The sequence below is a fragment of the Pseudomonas putida genome (assembly GCF_009883635.2).
Lineage (GTDB): Bacteria > Pseudomonadota > Gammaproteobacteria > Pseudomonadales > Pseudomonadaceae > Aquipseudomonas > Aquipseudomonas putida_W.
Genome location: NZ_CP026115.2, coordinates 310,699 through 326,891, shown reverse-complemented (window position 1 = coordinate 326,891; position 16,193 = coordinate 310,699). Strand labels below are relative to the sequence as shown.

The 16,193-nt window shown below is 63.9% G+C and carries 12 protein-coding genes; 6 read left to right on the top strand and 6 right to left on the bottom strand.

Translation table 11 applies throughout. The features are described from left to right. Positions 1-162 precede the first annotated feature (162 nt). Complete coding sequence (locus C2H86_RS01460) at positions 163-1,374, top strand: M24 family metallopeptidase (RefSeq protein ID WP_159411139.1); 1,212 nt, start codon at positions 163-165, stop codon at positions 1,372-1,374. Between the two features lie 178 nt (positions 1,375-1,552). Further along, positions 1,553-2,887 carry an MFS transporter gene (locus C2H86_RS01455; RefSeq protein WP_159411138.1) on the top strand — a complete coding sequence of 445 codons (1,335 nt, stop codon included), beginning with the start codon at positions 1,553-1,555 and terminating at the stop codon, positions 2,885-2,887. A 10-nt stretch (positions 2,888-2,897) separates the two neighbouring features. On the opposite strand, the gene C2H86_RS01450 is transcribed toward C2H86_RS01455, so the two are convergent. Beyond that, on the bottom strand, positions 2,898-3,893 hold the full coding sequence (locus tag C2H86_RS01450) for a GlxA family transcriptional regulator (protein ID WP_159411137.1): 996 nt from the start codon (positions 3,891-3,893) through the stop codon (positions 2,898-2,900). A gap of 159 nt (positions 3,894-4,052) precedes the next feature. Between C2H86_RS01450 and pssA the strand changes: the two genes are divergently transcribed. From pssA to C2H86_RS01435, 3 genes are all read left to right on the top strand, one after another. After that, on the top strand, positions 4,053-5,381 hold the full coding sequence (gene pssA / locus C2H86_RS01445; RefSeq protein WP_159411136.1) for a CDP-diacylglycerol--serine O-phosphatidyltransferase: 1,329 nt from the start codon (positions 4,053-4,055) through the stop codon (positions 5,379-5,381). Between the two features lie 97 nt (positions 5,382-5,478). Beyond that, positions 5,479-8,025 (top strand): bifunctional diguanylate cyclase/phosphodiesterase, encoded by a 2,547-nt coding sequence (locus C2H86_RS01440; RefSeq protein WP_159411135.1) that lies wholly within the window; start codon positions 5,479-5,481, stop codon positions 8,023-8,025. A gap of 129 nt (positions 8,026-8,154) precedes the next feature. Further along, complete coding sequence (locus tag C2H86_RS01435; protein WP_240349673.1) at positions 8,155-9,300, top strand: GGDEF domain-containing protein; 1,146 nt, start codon at positions 8,155-8,157, stop codon at positions 9,298-9,300. Between the two features lie 28 nt (positions 9,301-9,328). Here the strand turns inward: C2H86_RS01435 and ppnN are convergent, their stop codons facing one another. Beyond that, positions 9,329-10,702, bottom strand: coding sequence for a nucleotide 5'-monophosphate nucleosidase PpnN (gene ppnN, locus C2H86_RS01430; RefSeq protein ID WP_159411133.1), 1,374 nt, complete (start codon positions 10,700-10,702; stop codon positions 9,329-9,331). A 63-nt stretch (positions 10,703-10,765) separates the two neighbouring features. Then, complete coding sequence (locus tag C2H86_RS01425) at positions 10,766-11,827, bottom strand: YeiH family protein (protein ID WP_159411132.1); 1,062 nt, start codon at positions 11,825-11,827, stop codon at positions 10,766-10,768. A gap of 111 nt (positions 11,828-11,938) precedes the next feature. On the opposite strand from C2H86_RS01425, the gene C2H86_RS01420 reads away from it, so the two are divergent. Further along, positions 11,939-12,829, top strand: a complete 891-nt coding sequence (locus tag C2H86_RS01420) for a LysR family transcriptional regulator (protein ID WP_159411131.1) — start codon at positions 11,939-11,941, stop codon at positions 12,827-12,829. A 47-nt stretch (positions 12,830-12,876) separates the two neighbouring features. On the opposite strand, the gene C2H86_RS01415 is transcribed toward C2H86_RS01420, so the two are convergent. The 3 genes from C2H86_RS01415 to C2H86_RS01405 form a co-directional block, all read right to left on the bottom strand. Then, on the bottom strand, positions 12,877-14,031 hold the full coding sequence (locus C2H86_RS01415) for an HBL/NHE enterotoxin family protein (protein ID WP_159411130.1): 1,155 nt from the start codon (positions 14,029-14,031) through the stop codon (positions 12,877-12,879). A 309-nt stretch (positions 14,032-14,340) separates the two neighbouring features. Next, a complete protein-coding gene (pncB, locus tag C2H86_RS01410) occupies positions 14,341-15,540 on the bottom strand; it encodes a nicotinate phosphoribosyltransferase (RefSeq protein ID WP_159411129.1) in 1,200 nt (399 codons plus the stop codon). Continuing rightward, complete coding sequence (locus C2H86_RS01405) at positions 15,537-16,187, bottom strand: nicotinamidase (protein WP_159411128.1); 651 nt, start codon at positions 16,185-16,187, stop codon at positions 15,537-15,539. Before C2H86_RS01405 ends, pncB begins: the two co-directional genes overlap by 4 nt. Positions 16,188-16,193 lie beyond the last annotated feature (6 nt).

Genomic DNA, 16,193 nt, shown 5'->3' with positions numbered 1-16,193 from the left:
AGCGGGCTTGCCCGCGAATGGGCTGCTTGCAGCCCCAAGGCCAGTGGCGATAACGCCAATTCCAGGTCGGATAGATACAAAAGCGTCCTTGTTCGTTCTGTTGCAATGCTTCTCAGGCGGCCGGCCTGAACAGCGTGCTCACAACGACAAGGAACACCGACCATGCAAATGCCCCAGACCCTGAAAATCCGCAATGGCGACAAGGTCAAGCCGACCTTCTCCGCACAGGAGTACGCCGCCCGTCATGCCCGCCTGCGGGCCTACATGGCCGAGCAGGATATCGAGGCAGCCATCTTCACCTCGTACCACAACGTCAACTACTACAGCGACTTCCTCTACTGCTCGTTCGGCCGCCCCTACGCGTTGGTGATCACCCAGGACAAGGTGGTGTCGATCAGTGCCAACATCGACGGCGGCCAGCCCTGGCGGCGCACGGTGGGCACCGACAATATCGTCTACACCGACTGGCAGCGCGACAACTACTTCGTCGCCATCCAGCAGGCCCTGCCACTGGCCTCGCGCATCGGCGTCGAATACGACCACCTCAACCTGCAGAACCACGCCAAGCTCGCGGCCTGCTACCCCAAGGCCGAACTGCTGGACATCGGTGCACCGTGCATGCGCATGCGCATGATCAAGTCGGCCGAGGAGCAGGCGCTGATTCGCCATGGCGCGCGGGTTGCCGATATCGGTGGGGCGGCGGTGGTCGAGGCCCTGCGCGACCAGGTGCCGGAATATGAAGTGGCGCTGCATGCCACCCAGGCAATGGTCCGCGAAATCGCCAAAAGCTTGCCGGACAGCGAGCTGATGGACACCTGGACCTGGTTCCAGTCCGGGCTCAACACCGACGGCGCGCATAACCCGGTCACCAGCCGCAAGGTCAACAAGGGCGACATCCTCAGCCTCAACTGCTTCCCGATGATCGCCGGCTACTACACCGCGCTGGAGCGCACCTTGTTCCTCGACCATTGCCCGGACGACCACCTGCGCCTGTGGCAGGCCAACGTCGAGGTGCACGAAGCGGGCCTCAAGCTGGTGCGCCCAGGCATGCGCTGCTGCGACATCGCCCGTGAACTGAACGAGATCTTCCTGAGTCATGACCTGCTGCAGTACCGCACGTTCGGCTATGGCCACTCGTTCGGCACCCTGAGCCACTACTACGGCCGGGAAGCCGGGCTGGAACTGCGCGAAGACATCGACACGGTACTGGAGCCGGGCATGGTGGTGTCGATCGAGCCGATGATCATGCTGCCTGAAGGGCGGCCAGGGGCGGGCGGTTACCGCGAGCATGACATCCTGATCGTCAATGAACACGGGGCTGAGAACATCACCAAGTTCCCGTATGGGCCGGAGCACAACATCATTCGCAAATAAGCACCGGCGTCGCCTGCTTCGCGGCTGAAGCCGCTCCCACAGAGTTACCACCACCCTGAAGGCCGGTGAAATACCTGTGGGAGCGGCTTCAGCCGCGAAGAGGCCGGCCCGGACAACAAAAAAAACTGTATGACCACCAGACCCTGCCGCCAATTAGAAGAATCAGAGGGTACCCGTCATGTCCAGCACCACCTTCAACGCTCCCTCCCTCGACGGCGCCGCACCCGACGCCGAACGCCAGGCCCTGCGCAAGGCCGCGCGCGCCAGTTTCATGGGCAATTTCGTCGAATGGTTCGACTACGCCGCCTACGGCTACCTCGCCACCATCATCGCCGCCACCTTCTTCCCACAGGCCGACAAGACCAGCGGCCTGCTGGCGACCTTCGCCGTCTTTGCCTTGTCATTTCTGGTCCGCCCGCTGGGCGGCGTGGTCTGGGGGCATGTTGGTGATCGCCATGGCCGGCGCAACGCCCTGTCCTTGTCGATCCTGATCATGTCGATTTCAACGTTTTGCATCGGCCTGCTGCCAGGTTATGCGCAGATCGGCCTTTGGGCGCCCGGCCTGCTGTTGCTGATCCGCCTGGTCCAGGGGTTTTCCGCCTCGGGCGAATACGCCGGTGCCGCGGCGTTTCTTGCCGAGTATGCACCGCCCGGCCGGCGTGGCCTGTACACCAGCATCGTCCCGGCCAGCACGGCGGCCGGGCTGCTGTTTGGTGCGGCATTCGTCGCGGTGCTGCATGAGCTGCTGAGCAGCGAGGACCTGCACAGCTGGGGCTGGCGCCTGCCTTTCCTGCTGGCCGCACCGTTCGGCCTGGTCGGCCGTTACATCCGCATGAGCCTGCAGGACACACCGAAATTCCTGGAGATGGAGCAGCGCCTGGAGCACAAGGCCTGCATGACCCCGGCGCCGATCCGCGAGCTGTTGGCGCGCCATCGTCGCAGCCTGGCCATCGGCCTCGGTGTCACCTGCCTCAACGCTGTGGCCTTCTACCTGCTGCTCAGCTACATGCCGACCTACCTGTCCAACGAAATGGGCATGAGCGAGCGCGATTCGTTCATTGCCTCCACGGTATCGTTGGCAACCTACATCGGCCTGATCTTCCTGATGGGACGGCTGTCCGACCAGTTTGGCCGCAAGACCATGCTGGTGGTGGCTTCGTTGCTGTTTCTCGGCCTGACCGTACCCTTGTTCAAACTGCTCGACGGGCAGCCGTTGCTGGTGATCCTGGCCATCCAGATTCTCTTCGGTGCAATGCTGGCGATGAACGACGGTACCTTGCCGTGCCTGCTGGCGGAGATATTCCCGACCCAGGTGCGTTTCAGTGGCTTCGCCCTGAGCTTCAACCTGGCCAACGCGCTGTTTGGCGGGACCGCGCCGTTCATCGCCACCTGGTTGATCCAGGCCACCGGTAGCAAGCTGGCCCCGGCAGGCTACCTGCTGGCAGCCGCACTGGTAGCCTTGCTGGCCATGTTGATGTGCCGGGAAACGGCGCACTCGGCCCTGCAGGACTGAGCCGCTGCCCTCAGTGCAACGAGGCCTGGCGCCGTTCGCCCAACGGTGACAGGCCGAAGAAGCGGCTGTAACTCTTGGAAAAGTGCGCCGGTGAGCTGAACCCGCAGGCCAGCGCCACTTCGCGCACCTGCACATCGCTGCGCAGCAGCAGTTCCCGCGCCCGTGACAGGCGCAACTCCAGGTAATACTGGCTGGGGGTGCGCTGCAGGTATTTATGGAACAACCGCTCCAATTGGCGCACGGTCACTTCGTTGAGGCTGGCCAGCTCCTCCAGCCCCAGCGGCTCCTCCAGGTTCGCCTCCATGATCGCCACCACCTGGCTCAGCTTGGGCTGGGCACTGCCGAGCAAGGTGCGCAACGGCACACGCTGGCGCTCGCGCTCACCCCGTACCCGGTCACACAGCAACAGCTCGGCGGCCTTGGCGGCGATGGCCTGGCCGCCGGCCTGGCGGGCGACCAGTTGCAGCATCATGTCCATGGCCGCCACGCCACCGGAACAGGTGAAACGGTCGCGATCCAGCTCGAACAACTGGCTGGAGATGACAATGTCGGGGAAGTGTTCCTGCAGGGTCTGCAGGTCTTCCCAGTGGATGGTGCAGCGGTAGCCGTTGAGCAGCTCGGCCTTGGCTAGCAGGTAGCTGCCGGTGCAGATCCCGCCCAAAGGCAGGCGCTGGCGGGCCAGTTGGCGCAGCCAGTCGATCAGTGCCCGGTTGTTGCCACGGCTGCGGTCGATCGGGTTGGCGCCGACCACGAACAGGGCGTCCAGTGCCGGGGCGTCGGCGATACTGTGGTCGGGCAGCACACGCATGCCATTGCTGGCTACCACTGGCTCCGGGCTGGCGGCAATCAGCACGGTACGGTACAAGGGGTGGCGCGCTGCCAGGTTGGCCATGCGCAGCGTTTCCACCGCCGATGCCAGGCCGATGGTCGTGAAATTGGGCAACACCAGAAAACCGAAGGTTCTGGTTGGGCAAGGCGTTACGCTGATGGAAGCGGGGTGGACCATTGCGATCTTCCTGTGCAAGCTGAGGCGACGTTCGTCAGGGGCAGTGGCTAAACAGGCCTCGCGTGTTTCTTGTTGTTATGGGTCGTTGCCGGGCTGATCTTACACCCCGGGCACAACGGCCAGGAATGGACCTGATTGCAGAATAAGAAGGTGATCTACGTGAACCCCGAATCCATGCTGGCGGCGCTGCCAGGTTTCGCCATCGCCCCTGAGGCGATCCAGGTATTGCCCGATGCCGCGGCCTACCGTACCTGCCTGCTCGAACGCATCGCCAGCGCGACCCGGCGTATCGTCATCGTCGCCTTGTACCTGCAGGAGGACGAGGCTGGCCAGGAGGTGCTCGATGCCCTGTACCAGGCCAAGGCCGAGCGGCCGGGCCTGGAAATCGTCATCGTGGTCGACTGGTTCCGTGCCCGTCGTGGCCTGCTGGGGGCCGGGCGCCAGCCGGGCAACGCGGCCTGGTACCAGGCCCAGCGCCAGTTGCGTGGGCTCGACGTAGTCATCCATGGCGTGCCGGTGCAGACCCGCGAGCTGTTCGGCGTGCTGCATCTGAAGGGCAGCGTGATCGACGATTGCGTGATCTATACCGGCGCCAGCCTGAACAACGTCTATCTGCACCGCTTCGACCGTTACCGGCTGGACCGTTACCACCTGTTCCAGTCGCCGGACCTGGCCGACGCCATGGTCGACCTGGTCCGGCGCCTGTTGCACCACACCGCCACGCCGCGCCTGGACCTGCCCGCGCCACCGGCTACCCGCAGCCTGCGCGGCGATATCCGGCGCCTGCGCGCCCGCCTGCGGCGCATGGCCTATGAAGCACCCGTCGCCATGGCAGGGCAGGGGCTGCGGGTGATCCCGCTGCTCGGCGTCGGCCGTGGCAACCCGCTCAACCGCACGTTGTGCGCGCTGCTGGCGGCGGCGCGCGCGCAGATCATCATCAGCACGCCGTATTTCAACCCGCCCCGGGTGGTGATGCGCGAGATCGACCATGCCCTGGACCGTGGCGTGCGTATCGAGCTGATTGTCGGCCACCGTACCGCCAATGACTTCTACATCGCGCCGGGCGAGCCGTTCAGCGCAAGCGGCGCATTGCCGTACCTGTACGAAGACAACCTGCGCGCCTTCGCCCGGCGTCGCCACGCGGCGATTGCCAGTGGCCAGTTGCAGATACGTATCTGGAACGACCCAGGGCATACCTTTCACGCCAAGGGGGTGTGGGTGGACCAGCGCTATTCGCTGCTGACCGGCAACAACCTCAACCCGCGCGGCTTCAACCTGGACCTGGAGAACGGGCTGCTGATCGATGACCCGCACGGGCAGTGGCTGGTGCCGCGGGCGGTGGAACTGGAGGGCATTCGCCGGCATGCGCCGCAGATCGGCACGGCGGATGAACTGGGCGAGAAGGCCGAGCATCCCAAGGAAGTGCGCAAGTTTTTGCGGCGCCTGCGCTACAGCCGGCTGGAGCCCCTGATCAAACGGGTGCTGTGAAACCGACACCCGCAGTGCACCAGTCGTCAGTTGTTGCGATCATCGCCAGCCTTTGCCAGTCAACTTCGATGAACCCCTGGCAAAAGGCTCGCCCTGAATGGATGCAACCCTTGGCAATGGCTCGCCGCGCAGCCATGTAGTGCGCCAGCTGATCCTGGCATTCTCTGGTTTGCTGATCCTGACCCTGGTTCTCGGCCTGGTCTCGTTGTATCGCATCGCCCAAACCCTGGATGACCGGGAGCAGGCGCAAAGCCGCTTCCTCGCCGAGTCGGCGCTGGGCCAGCTGCAGAAGAGCGAGCGCAGCTATTTGCTGACCCATGCTTTCTGGCAGGCAGCCTACGACCACCTGGCCGGCCCGGTGAACAGCCACTGGGCCTACGATGAAGACAACGTCGGCCAGACGCTCTACAGCGAAGATGGCTACGAAGGCGTGTTCGTGCTGGATGACAACGGCACCCATTACGCCGTGCTCGACGGGCAACTGAGCGCGCAGGGTTTCGAGCGCCACAGCGCCAGCAGCGGCAGGGTGTTGCAGCAGGCGCGCAAGGCGGGTGAGCAGGAGCAGGCCGCATCCGGCTACTTGCTGTTCCGTGGTCAGCCGGCATTGTTCACGGCGGCGGTGATTCGCCCACCGTCCATGCCACATCATCTGCCTGCGCCCACTGCGGTGCTGCTGTTCGTGCGCGAACTCGACCCGACCATGCTCGACGCCCTGGGCAAGACGGTGGGCCTGTCGGACTTTGCCGTTTCCATCGCAGCGAGCTTCGCGGCCGACCGCGGTTATCTGCCGCTCGAAGGCAGTGGCTACACCTTGACGTGGCACATCGAACAGCCCGGCACTGAACTGATCCGCCAAGTGGTGCTGCCGCTGGCCTTGGCCTTGCTGGTCATCGCCCTGTTCATGGCGGTGTTCGCCCGCCACGCGATGCGCAGCAGTGCCGGTATCGACCGCAGCCACCGCCAGCTGGCGGCCTCCAGGAACGCGCTGGAAACCAGCGAGGCACGGTTCAAGGCGGTGGCCGAGGCGGCGTCGGACTGGATCTGGGAAACCGATGCCCAACAGCACCTGACCTACCTGTCGGCGCGCTTCGCCGAGCTGACCGGGCACCCTGTGGAACACTGGTTGCAGCGTTCCCTCAAGCAATTGCTCGAATGCGATACCGGTCACATCGAAACCTGGCTGCATGGCCTGGCCGCCACTGAATCAACCGGGAGCCTGCGCTGCCAGTACCGTGACCGCCTGGGCCAGCTGCGTGAATGTCGCATCGCGGCGCGGGCGATCATCGAGCAGGGCATCTGCAAAGGCTTTCGCGGCACCTGCAGCGATATCACTGACGAAGTGGCCGCCCACGCGCAGATCCAGCATCTGTCGCAGCACGATGCGCTGACCGGGCTGCCCAATCGCAACAAGCTGTTCCGTTTTCTTGAACAGGGCGAGGCCGCGCCCTTGGCGTTGCTGATGCTCGACCTGGACAACTTCAAACCGATCAACGACAGCCTTGGTCACCCGGCCGGCGACACGGTGCTGATCGAGGTGGCCCGGCGCCTCGGCGAGGTGACCCGTGACAGTGACCTGGTGGCGCGCCTGGGTGGGGACGAATTCATCGTGGTGCTGGCCCGGCCAGGCCAGCGCGAGGAAATGGACCGTTTCTGTGTACGGCTGATCGAAACCTTGCGCCAGCCGATCAAACTCGATGGCCATAGCGTGCAGGTCGGCGCCAGCCTGGGTGTGGTGCTCTCGGCCGAGTATCCAGGTATGGCGGGCGACCTGATTCGCTATGCCGACGTCGCCCTTTACAGTGCCAAACACGCTGGCAAGAACACCTGGCGCTACTTCTCGCCGCAAATGAACGCGGCGCTGCTGGAGAAACGCACCCTTGAAGGTGAACTGCGCGAGGGGATTGCGCGTGGCGAACTGGTATTGCATTTCCAGCCACGTTTCAAGGTCGATGGCACCACGGTGCAGTCTGTCGAGGCGCTGGTGCGCTGGCGTCACCCCCGCCTCGGTTTGCTGCGCCCGGATCGGTTCATCCCGCTGGCGGAAGAGTCGGACCTGATCGTGCAGCTCGGCAACTGGGTGTTGCACGAAGCCTGTAGCCGCGCCTGCAGTTGGCCGCTGGCGGTGATGGTTTCGGTGAACATGTCGCCGGCGCAGTTCCGCCGCAGCGATGTGGTGCGCGACGTCGCCGAGGCGCTAAAGTTTACCGGCCTGCCAGCCCACCGCCTGGAGCTGGAAATCACCGAAAATGTGATGCTCAACGATGTCGAGGGCGCGCTGCACACCATGAATGCGCTCAAGGAGCTGGGGGTACGCCTGAACATGGACGACTTCGGCACCGGTTATTCGTCGCTCGGCTACCTGCGCACCTACCCGTTCGACAGCATCAAGATCGACAAACGCTTCGTGCAGTCGCTGGGCAAGAGCGACAGTGACCGCAGCGTGGTTCAGGCTATCATCAACCTGGGTAACGCCATGGGCATGACGGTCACTGCCGAGGGCGTCGAGACCGAAGAACAGCTGGCGCTGCTCAGCGATGACCAGTGCCACGAGGTACAAGGCTTCCTGCTCAGCAAACCGGTGGAAAACCAGGCGTTGGTGCGTTTGATGGAGGCGGTGAAGACCACGGATCGTGTCGTGCCTTGAACGGTGACATTCATTTGCATGCAACGCGACGCTTCGCCCCTCTGAAAAGTCATCTCAAGCGCATACAATCACGCCTTTTCCACGTTAACCAGACAGGCCAATCCGTATATGGCGCTTGATCCACCCACGATGCTGACGATCACCATCGCCCTGGCCGCTGCGGCGGCATTGTACCTGGCGATCGAGTGGCGCAGTGTCCGCGAACCGTCGCTGCTGTTCTGGAGCGCCGGTTTCGCCACCATCACGGTCGGTTCGACCCTGGCTTTGCTGCGCGGGATTGGCCTGCTGCTGATCGGCATCTGGTTCGCCAACGGCTTGCTGGTGGTCGCCCATGCGTTCTTTCTGCTGGGCGTGGTGCGTTTCACCCAGGTCCGGCTGTCGCGGGCGTGGCTGCTGATCGTGCTGGTATGGTTCGGCTTGTTGTTGCTGCCCGTGGGGCCGCAGTGGTCGAAAGTGATGCTGATGGTCAACTCGCTGCTGGTGGCGTTGCTCACGCTCAAGGCCAGTTACCTGCTGCGCCCCCATGGCAAGTCGCTGAGCGTTGGGGCGGTGCAGTTGCGTTACGTGCTGCTGGTCCATGGGCTGTTCTATGTGGCCAAGGCGATCGTGGCGGTGACGCCGGGCTCGCTGATCGACCTGGCGACCTTTGGCGGCCTGATCATCCAGGTTTCCCTGGTCGAAGGGGCAATGGCGATCATGCTGATCGCACTGTCGATGACCGGCACCGTGCGCTATCGCCGTGAAGAACGGATTGCCCGGCTGGCCGCCCGCGACCCGCTGACTGCGCTGTACAACCGCCGTGCCCTGGAAGTTCGCGCCACGCACCTGTTCAAGGCGGTCACCCCGGCCCAGCCTGGGGCGCTGTTGTTGATCGATATCGACAACTTCAAGCTGGTCAACGACCTGCATGGCCATGCGGCGGGTGACCGCCTGTTGATTGCCTTGAGCGAGATGATCCGCGCCGTGCTGCCGGAACGGTCGTTGGCTGCGCGGCTGGGCGGCGATGAGTTCGTGATCCTGCTCAGCGATGCCAGCAGCGAGAAGGTGGTGGCGCTGGGTAGCCAGCTGCGCGACCAGTTCCAGCAGTTTGCCCGGGAGGCGATGCCTACCCCGCAGGCGGTGACCTTGAGTATCGGTGCCAACTTGTTCGACCAGCCACCGGCCAGCCTGGCGGCGTTGATCGAGCAGGGGGATGTGGCGTTGTATCAGTCCAAGCGTGGCGGGCGTGACAGCATTCGCCTGGTGGGCCGGACCCTGGTCAATTCTGTGAAATAGCAGGGGCCGCAAAGCGGCCCCGTCGATCTCAGGTCACTACCTGATAACAAGGCACATACGCCGCCCCACCCGGCAATTTCATCCGGTGCTGGTCGACAAACGCTTGCAACAGGCGTCCCAGCGGCTCCAGTACCGCCGCATCACCGCGGATCTGATACGGCCCGTGTTCCTCGATCAGCCGGATCCCCTTGTCCTTCACGTTGCCAGCGACGATCCCGGAAAACGCCCGGCGCAGGTTGGCCGCCAGTTCATGGGGCGGTAAATCACGGCGCAGGGCCAGTTCGGCCATGTTGGCGTGGGTCGGATCGAACGGGTGCTGGAAGCCGCCGTCGATCTTCAGCAGCCAGTTGAAGTGGAAGGCGTCGTTGCGCTCGCGGCGGAACTGCTTGACCTCCTTGAGCCCCTCGACCATGTGCCGGGCCACTTCGGCCGGGTCATCGATGATGATCTGGTAGTGACGCTGCGCTGCCTCGCCGAGGGTGGCGCCGACGAACGCATGCAGCTGCAGCAGGAACGGTTCGGCGCTGCGCGGCCCGGTGAGCACCACCGGGAAAGGCAGGGCCTGGTTGTCCGGGTGCATGAGGATGCCGAGCAGGTAGAGGAATTCCTCGGCAGTACCGGCGCCGCCGGGGAAGATGATGATGCCATGGCCGACACGGACGAAGGCTTCCAGGCGCTTCTCGATGTCCGGCAGGATCACCAACTCGTTGACGATCGGGTTCGGCGCCTCGGCGGCGATGATGCCCGGTTCGGTCAGGCCCAGGTAGCGGCTGCCGTGCATGCGCTGCTTGGCATGGGCGATGGTCGCGCCCTTCATCGGGCCCTTCATCACGCCCGGGCCGCAGCCGGTGCAGACGTCCAGCTTGCGCAGGCCCAGTTCGTGGCCGACCTTCTTGGTGTACTGGTACTCCTCGCTGCTGATCGAGTGGCCGCCCCAGCACACCACCATCTTCGGTTCCACCCCAGGGCGCAGGGTGCGGGCGTTGCGCAGCAGGTGGAAGACGTAGTCGGTGATGCCCTGGGAGCTTTCCAGGTCGATGCGCTGGCTGGCCAGCTCGCTTTCGGTGTAGACGATGTCGCGCAGGGCGCTAAACAGCATCTCGCGGGTGCTGGCGATCATTTCGCCATCGACGAAGGCGTCGGCTGGAGCGTTCAGCAGCTCCAGGCGCACGCCGCGGTCTTGCTGGTGAATGCGGACTTCGAAGTCCTTGTACGCCTCGAGAATGGTCTTGGCGTTGTCGACATGGGCGCCGGTATTGAGAATGGCCAGGGCGCACTGGCGGAACAAGGTGTAGAGGCTACCGGTACCGACTTCACTCAGTTGCTGGACTTCACGTTGCGACAGCGTCTCCAGGCTGCCTTTGGGGCTGACGGATGCATTGATGACATGGCGTTGAGGCATCTAAGTCGTTCCTGTGCAGGTAAAAACATCCTTGCAAGACAACACCATACCGATCCCTGCACGTCAACCTAAAAGGCGTTGCACACCCAGGGTGATCGCCATGCCGCCACCCACCAGCCACAGGTTGAGCAGCGCACCGGTGATCAGCGCCTTGGGCCCGGCCTGGCGGATCTGGCTCCAGCGAGTTTCCATGCCCAGCGCGGTCATGGCCATGGTCAGGGCGAAGGTGTCCAGGCTGTTGATCGTCTGGGTCACGCTGCCCGGCAGCACCTGCAGCGAGTTCACCAGCACCAGGGCGAGGAAGCCGAAGGCGAACCAGGGCATGGCGATGCGGCCATTGCCTTGTGCCTGGCCGGGTTGGCGCGACCGGCTGATCCACAGGCCGACCACCAGCAGTACCGGCACCAGCAGCATCACCCGGGTCATCTTGACGATGGTGGCGATGTGCGTGGCTTCGGGGCTGACGTTGCTGGCCGCGCCCACCACCTGCGCCACTTCATGAATGGTACCGCCGAGGAACAGGCCGGTGCCCATCGTGTCCAGGGGCAGCCAGCCGGCATTGATCGCCAGTGGGTAGAGGAACATCGACAAGGTACCGAACAGCACCACGCTGCCCACCGCCATGGCGCTCTTGTGCGGGGCGCTGCGCAGCGCCGATTCGAAGGCCAGCACAGCGGCGGCGCCACAGATCGCGCTGCCCGCTGCGGTGAGCAGGGCGGTGTCGCGGTCGAGTTTGAACAGCTTGGTGCCGCACCACAGGCCGATCAGCAGGGTGCTGGTCACCACCAGCAACGATACGGTCAAGCCGGACCAGCCGACTTCGGCGATCTCCTGCAGGCTCACGCGCAGGCCGAAGAAGGCCACGGCAATGCGCAGCAGCCCGCGGGCCGAGAAGTTGATACCGGCCGCCCAGCTGGCCGGCACGCCATCGCGCAGGGCGTTGCCGTACAGGGCGCCGGCGACGATGCCGACGATCAGCGGGCTGATGCCCAGGCTGGCAATGGCGGGCAGGGCCGCCAGCTGGGTGACGGCAAGCGCGAACAGGGCGACGAACAGGATGCCGTTGAGCCGCCCACGGGTAGAGAGGGTGGGCGCCAACGCAGGGTTGGAAGTTGCCGTGGCCATGTGAGTCCTCCGGGAAAGTGTTTCGACATGGACTACGTTAATCTGGTTATAAGCTTATAAAAAATCGTAATTTAGGATGGCAAATATCCGTCTAGCTGATACTTTGAAGATATGACCCCAGAACAGCTGATAACTTTCGCCACCGTAGCCGAGCACGGCAACATCAGCCATGCGGCCCTGGCCCTGCATCTGTCGCAACCGGCGGTGTCCGGCCAGCTCAAGTTGCTGCAGGAGGACTTTGGCGAGCCCCTGTACCAGCGAGCCGGCCGTGGCGTGCGCCTGACCGCTGCTGGCGAGCAACTGCTGGCCCACGCCCAGCGCCTGCGGGACACCTTTCGCCAGGCCCAAGCCTTGTGCGAGGCAATGCGCGGTCTGGAACGCGGCACCTTGCGCATTGGCGCCAGCACCACGCCGGCCAGCTACCTGCTGCCGTACCTGATTGCCGACTTCCATGGGCGTTATCCAGAGGTGCTGGTGACCACGTCCCACGGCAACACGGCGGAAATCGTCGCAGCGCTGGACAGCGTCGATATCGCCCTCATCGAAGGCCCGCCAGGGCAGGAGCTGCCGCTGGGCACCGAAGTGACGGCGTGGCGCGAGGACGAGATCGTGGCCATCGTGCCGCGCGACCACCCCTTGGCTGGTGCCGAGCAGCAAGGCTTGCAGGCGTTGGGGGCGTACCCGCTGGTGCTGCGAGAGAGTGGTTCGGGGGTGCGCCAGATCGTCGAGCGGGCATTTGCCCGGCACGGTGTGGCCATGCGCGTGGCGCTGGAGATCGCTGGGGTAGAAGGCGTGAAAGAGGCGGTACGGGCCGGGATGGGGATTGGCTTTGTCTCGGCCATGTCGATCCGTCATGAGGATGGCGTATTGCGGCAACTGAGAATCGCGCCTGAACCGCTGGTGCGGCGCTTTTCCATCCTCTTGCCCCATGCCGCCACACCGTCGCGGGCGGCAGCGCGGTTCATGGAGCTGTGCGTGGGCCAGATCACCGAGGCCCCGTAACCCGCCCCTGCTGCCGGGAGCTGCGGCAGCAGAGGCGGGCAAGGCGGCTACTGGATATTGGCCTTGGCCGGCGTGGCCTGGTTGTACTTGATCGACGCTACGCTGTTGCACAGCCCGACCAGTGTCTGCCAGTCCTGATTGGCCAGGTTAAGGTTGCGTTGCAGCTCAGGCAGGTTGAGGTTGTTGACATTGCCCTTGCAGTTGCCGAGGTCGGTCAGAACGGTATTCAGTTCACCCTCGAGTTCCTCCCACACGTTCAACAGCAGGCCGATCAGCGAACCCGCAGACTGGGACAGTTGGATCAGCTTGTTCAGTTGATCATTCAATGCCGCGAGGCTGGCAGATTGCTGGGTCACGGCGTTCATGCGCGTGGTATCGGCTTCGATCTCGCTGCGCAGCTGCTTGATCTTGACCTCGGCGGCGACCATGGTCGCAATCCCCGCCGCTGCGCCGACGATGCCGAAGGCCAGGCCGAATCCGAGGCTGAAGATCGCAATCACGGCCCCGGCGAAGAATGCTACGCCAGCACCGATTGCCGAGGCGGTTTCCACCACCTGCCAGGTCTTGATCTGTTTGCGCATCTCTTCGATCTTGGCCTGATACTGGCGGACCTGGTCGCGATTGACATCCTGCTGTTGGGTGGAGTCAGTGACGGCCTTGGCGAGTATCTGGCTGTCCTGGATCAGGTTGTTGGAATAGTCGTTGATCGACTGGTGCACCGACACGGCGCTTTGGCTGAACGCGCGAAGCTGCGAAATCAGCCCGGTGAACTGCTGCTTGAGCGAACTGATGGCCTGGGTATTGCCTGGGTCGACTTGAAGCACCGCGATCAGCGAGTTGATCGTCGACATGCTGACGTTGAAGGCAATGCCATAGCCGGCAATGGCGTTGGGGATGCTCACCAGGTTTGCGGATATCCCGTACCAGGCGTTGGCGTGGATCTGGGCGTTGCTGAAGGCAGTCTGGAACGTGCTGTACCAGGAAGGGGCAGGGGTGATGGTCGGCAGTTGGGTGTTGGTGATGCCGAGCACGTAGGCCATCACATCGTTGTTGGCATTGAAGGCATCTGCCAGTTGCTGATCGATGGGCAGGTCGTTGGACGCCCTCAGTGCGGCGGGGACGCTGCCGAGCGCGGCGATGCTGACGACGTTTGACAGGGGGTTGAGGGTGAACGGGAAAAACTGTTTCTTCAGTGCATCCATGACACTTCTCCTTGAACAGTGACCGATCGACCGGTGCTGATTGTCGGGGCGTTGTGTGTGAGGCAGATTCCTTGCGCAGGCGCGGGGCGTGCCTGCAATCCACTATGCAGAGGCCCGAAGAGGCTTGGATAGCGAACTCATTTAAGCAGCGCCCAGGGGCAGGGCAAGGTGCTATCAGGTGTGTTTTTCGCTCTCGAACGGTGAGCGAAAAAGCACAAGCAGACAGAACAAGGCCTTAGGCCCGGTGCTGGCAATCGGCACGCAGAGCGGTGCTTTTTCGACGCAGCCCCGGTGCCTGCCCAGGCGGGGTCAATTCACCTTGAACACATGCTTCATGTAGGCCACGAAGTTCTCGTCCCGGCACTGGGTCTTGCCCGGGCTGTCGGAAATCTTCGCCACCGGCGCGCCATTGCAGTCGGTCATCTTGATCACGATGTTCATCGGCTCCACCCCCGGGATATCGCAGGTCAGCCGGGTACCGATGCCGAAGCTCACGTTGATCCGCGAGTGCAATGCCCGATACAGGCCCAGTGCCTTGGCGAAATCCAGCCCGTCGGAGAAGATCAGCGTCTTGCCCTTCGGGTCGATCCCCAGCCGTTCATAGTGGGCGATGGCTTTTTCCGCCCACACCAGCGGGTCTCCGGAGTCGTGGCGCAGGCCATCGAACAGCTTGGCGAAGTACAGGTCGAAATCACCCAGGAAGGCGTCCATGGTGATGCAGTCGGTCAAGGCGATGCCCAGCAGGCCACGGTACTCGCGCACCCAGCCTTCCAGCGCGGCGGCCTGGCTGTCGACCAGCCGTGGGCCGAGTTGCTGGTGCGCCATGAACCATTCGTGGGCCATGGTGCCGAGCGGCTTGAGTTCGAGCTCGCGTGCCAGGTGTACGTTGCTGGTGCCGACGAAGCGGCCGGGGAAGTCGTGCTTGAGCAGGTACACCACTTCTTCCTGCACCCGGTAGGAAAATCGCCGCCGGGTACCGAAGTCGGCCAGCTGGAAACCGGCCAGCTCGTCGGCACTGGCTTCGGCCTTGAGCCAGTCCATCTTCTGGTACAGGCGCTCGCCCACCTGTTCGATCACCACGTCGCGATAGCGGTAGCGGTTGCGCACCTCGCTGATGATCGCCAGCAACGGGATCTCGTAGAGAATCACGTGCAGCCACGGCCCGCGCACGCGAATCGCCAACTGCCCGGCGGCGTCCAGGCCGACCTGCACGTAGCGCAGGTTGAAGCGGAACAGGCTGAGGAAGCGGATGAAGTCCGGCTTGAGGAACGGGATCTTTTCCAGGTAGGCCAGCTGGTCGTGGGTGACGGTGACCTCGCTCAGTTGCTCGATCTGGTAGCGGATTTCTGCCAGGTAAGGGGAGAGGTCTTCATTGTTGCGGCAGCGGAATTCCCACTCCACCTCGGCGTTGGGGTAGTTGTGCAGCACCGCCTGCATCATGGTGATCTTGTAGAAGTCGGTGTCCAGCAGGTTCTGGATGATCCGTGGGCCGAAAACGCTTTCGCTCATGGGCGGCTTTCCTTGATCAGAGAGAGCTGGTAGTCGAGCGCGGCTTCATCTCCGCACAGGATCACGCCCTCGGCGGCCAGCGCACCGCAGGCAGTGATGGCGCCTTCCTGGGTCAGGGCGCGGCAGGCCGGCAGGTAAAGCAGCACCTGGAAGCCGGCCTGGCGCAACTGCCGGGCGGTGGTCTTGACGCAGTAGTCCAGGGCCAGGCCGCCGACGATCACAGCGCCGACCTGGTGCACCTTGAGAAATTCGATGACCCCGGTGGAGCGGCGCTCGGCGAGGTCGTGGAAGCAGGCGCCGTAGGGGTGCAGGTCGGGCTCGACGCCTTTCCAGACAAAGTAGTCGTAGTCGATCGGGGCGGGCAGGCCGGGCAGCAGTTCGAAGCCGGGGGTACCGGGGACGCAGTGGCTGACCCAGGTCAGGTCGGCGTTGGCCAGGGTCAGCGGCTGCAGCATCTGGCCGGGCTCGGCCACCACCCAGGCCGCGTTGGCCGGGTGGGCGTCTTTGCTGCCCAGGCGCAGGTCGGCGCGCAAGGCCATGGCGTTGAGGTCCGGGGCAATCTCGTTGCCTTCCGGCACCGGCAGCTCCTGTGGGGCGTTGGCAGTGAAGCCGTTCTGCGCGTCGACATCGAAACTGGCGATCTTCATGGCGGG

Excerpts from the sequence above, each read along its gene's own strand:
- C2H86_RS01460 (WP_159411139.1), top strand. The coding sequence starts at position 163 with ATGCAAATGCCCCAGACCCTGAAAATCCGCAATGGCGACAAGGTCAAG.
- C2H86_RS01455 (WP_159411138.1), top strand. The coding sequence starts at position 1,553 with ATGTCCAGCACCACCTTCAACGCTCCCTCCCTCGACGGCGCCGCACCC.
- C2H86_RS01450 (WP_159411137.1), bottom strand. The coding sequence starts at position 3,893 with ATGGTCCACCCCGCTTCCATCAGCGTAACGCCTTGCCCAACCAGAACC.
- C2H86_RS01440 (WP_159411135.1), top strand. The coding sequence starts at position 5,479 with ATGGATGCAACCCTTGGCAATGGCTCGCCGCGCAGCCATGTAGTGCGC.
- C2H86_RS01435 (WP_240349673.1), top strand. The coding sequence starts at position 8,155 with ATGCTGACGATCACCATCGCCCTGGCCGCTGCGGCGGCATTGTACCTG.
- ppnN (WP_159411133.1), bottom strand. The coding sequence starts at position 10,702 with ATGCCTCAACGCCATGTCATCAATGCATCCGTCAGCCCCAAAGGCAGC.
- C2H86_RS01425 (WP_159411132.1), bottom strand. The coding sequence starts at position 11,827 with ATGGCCACGGCAACTTCCAACCCTGCGTTGGCGCCCACCCTCTCTACC.
- C2H86_RS01420 (WP_159411131.1), top strand. The coding sequence starts at position 11,939 with ATGACCCCAGAACAGCTGATAACTTTCGCCACCGTAGCCGAGCACGGC.
- C2H86_RS01415 (WP_159411130.1), bottom strand. The coding sequence starts at position 14,031 with ATGGATGCACTGAAGAAACAGTTTTTCCCGTTCACCCTCAACCCCCTG.
- pncB (WP_159411129.1), bottom strand. The coding sequence starts at position 15,540 with ATGAGCGAAAGCGTTTTCGGCCCACGGATCATCCAGAACCTGCTGGAC.
- C2H86_RS01405 (WP_159411128.1), bottom strand. The coding sequence starts at position 16,187 with ATGAAGATCGCCAGTTTCGATGTCGACGCGCAGAACGGCTTCACTGCC.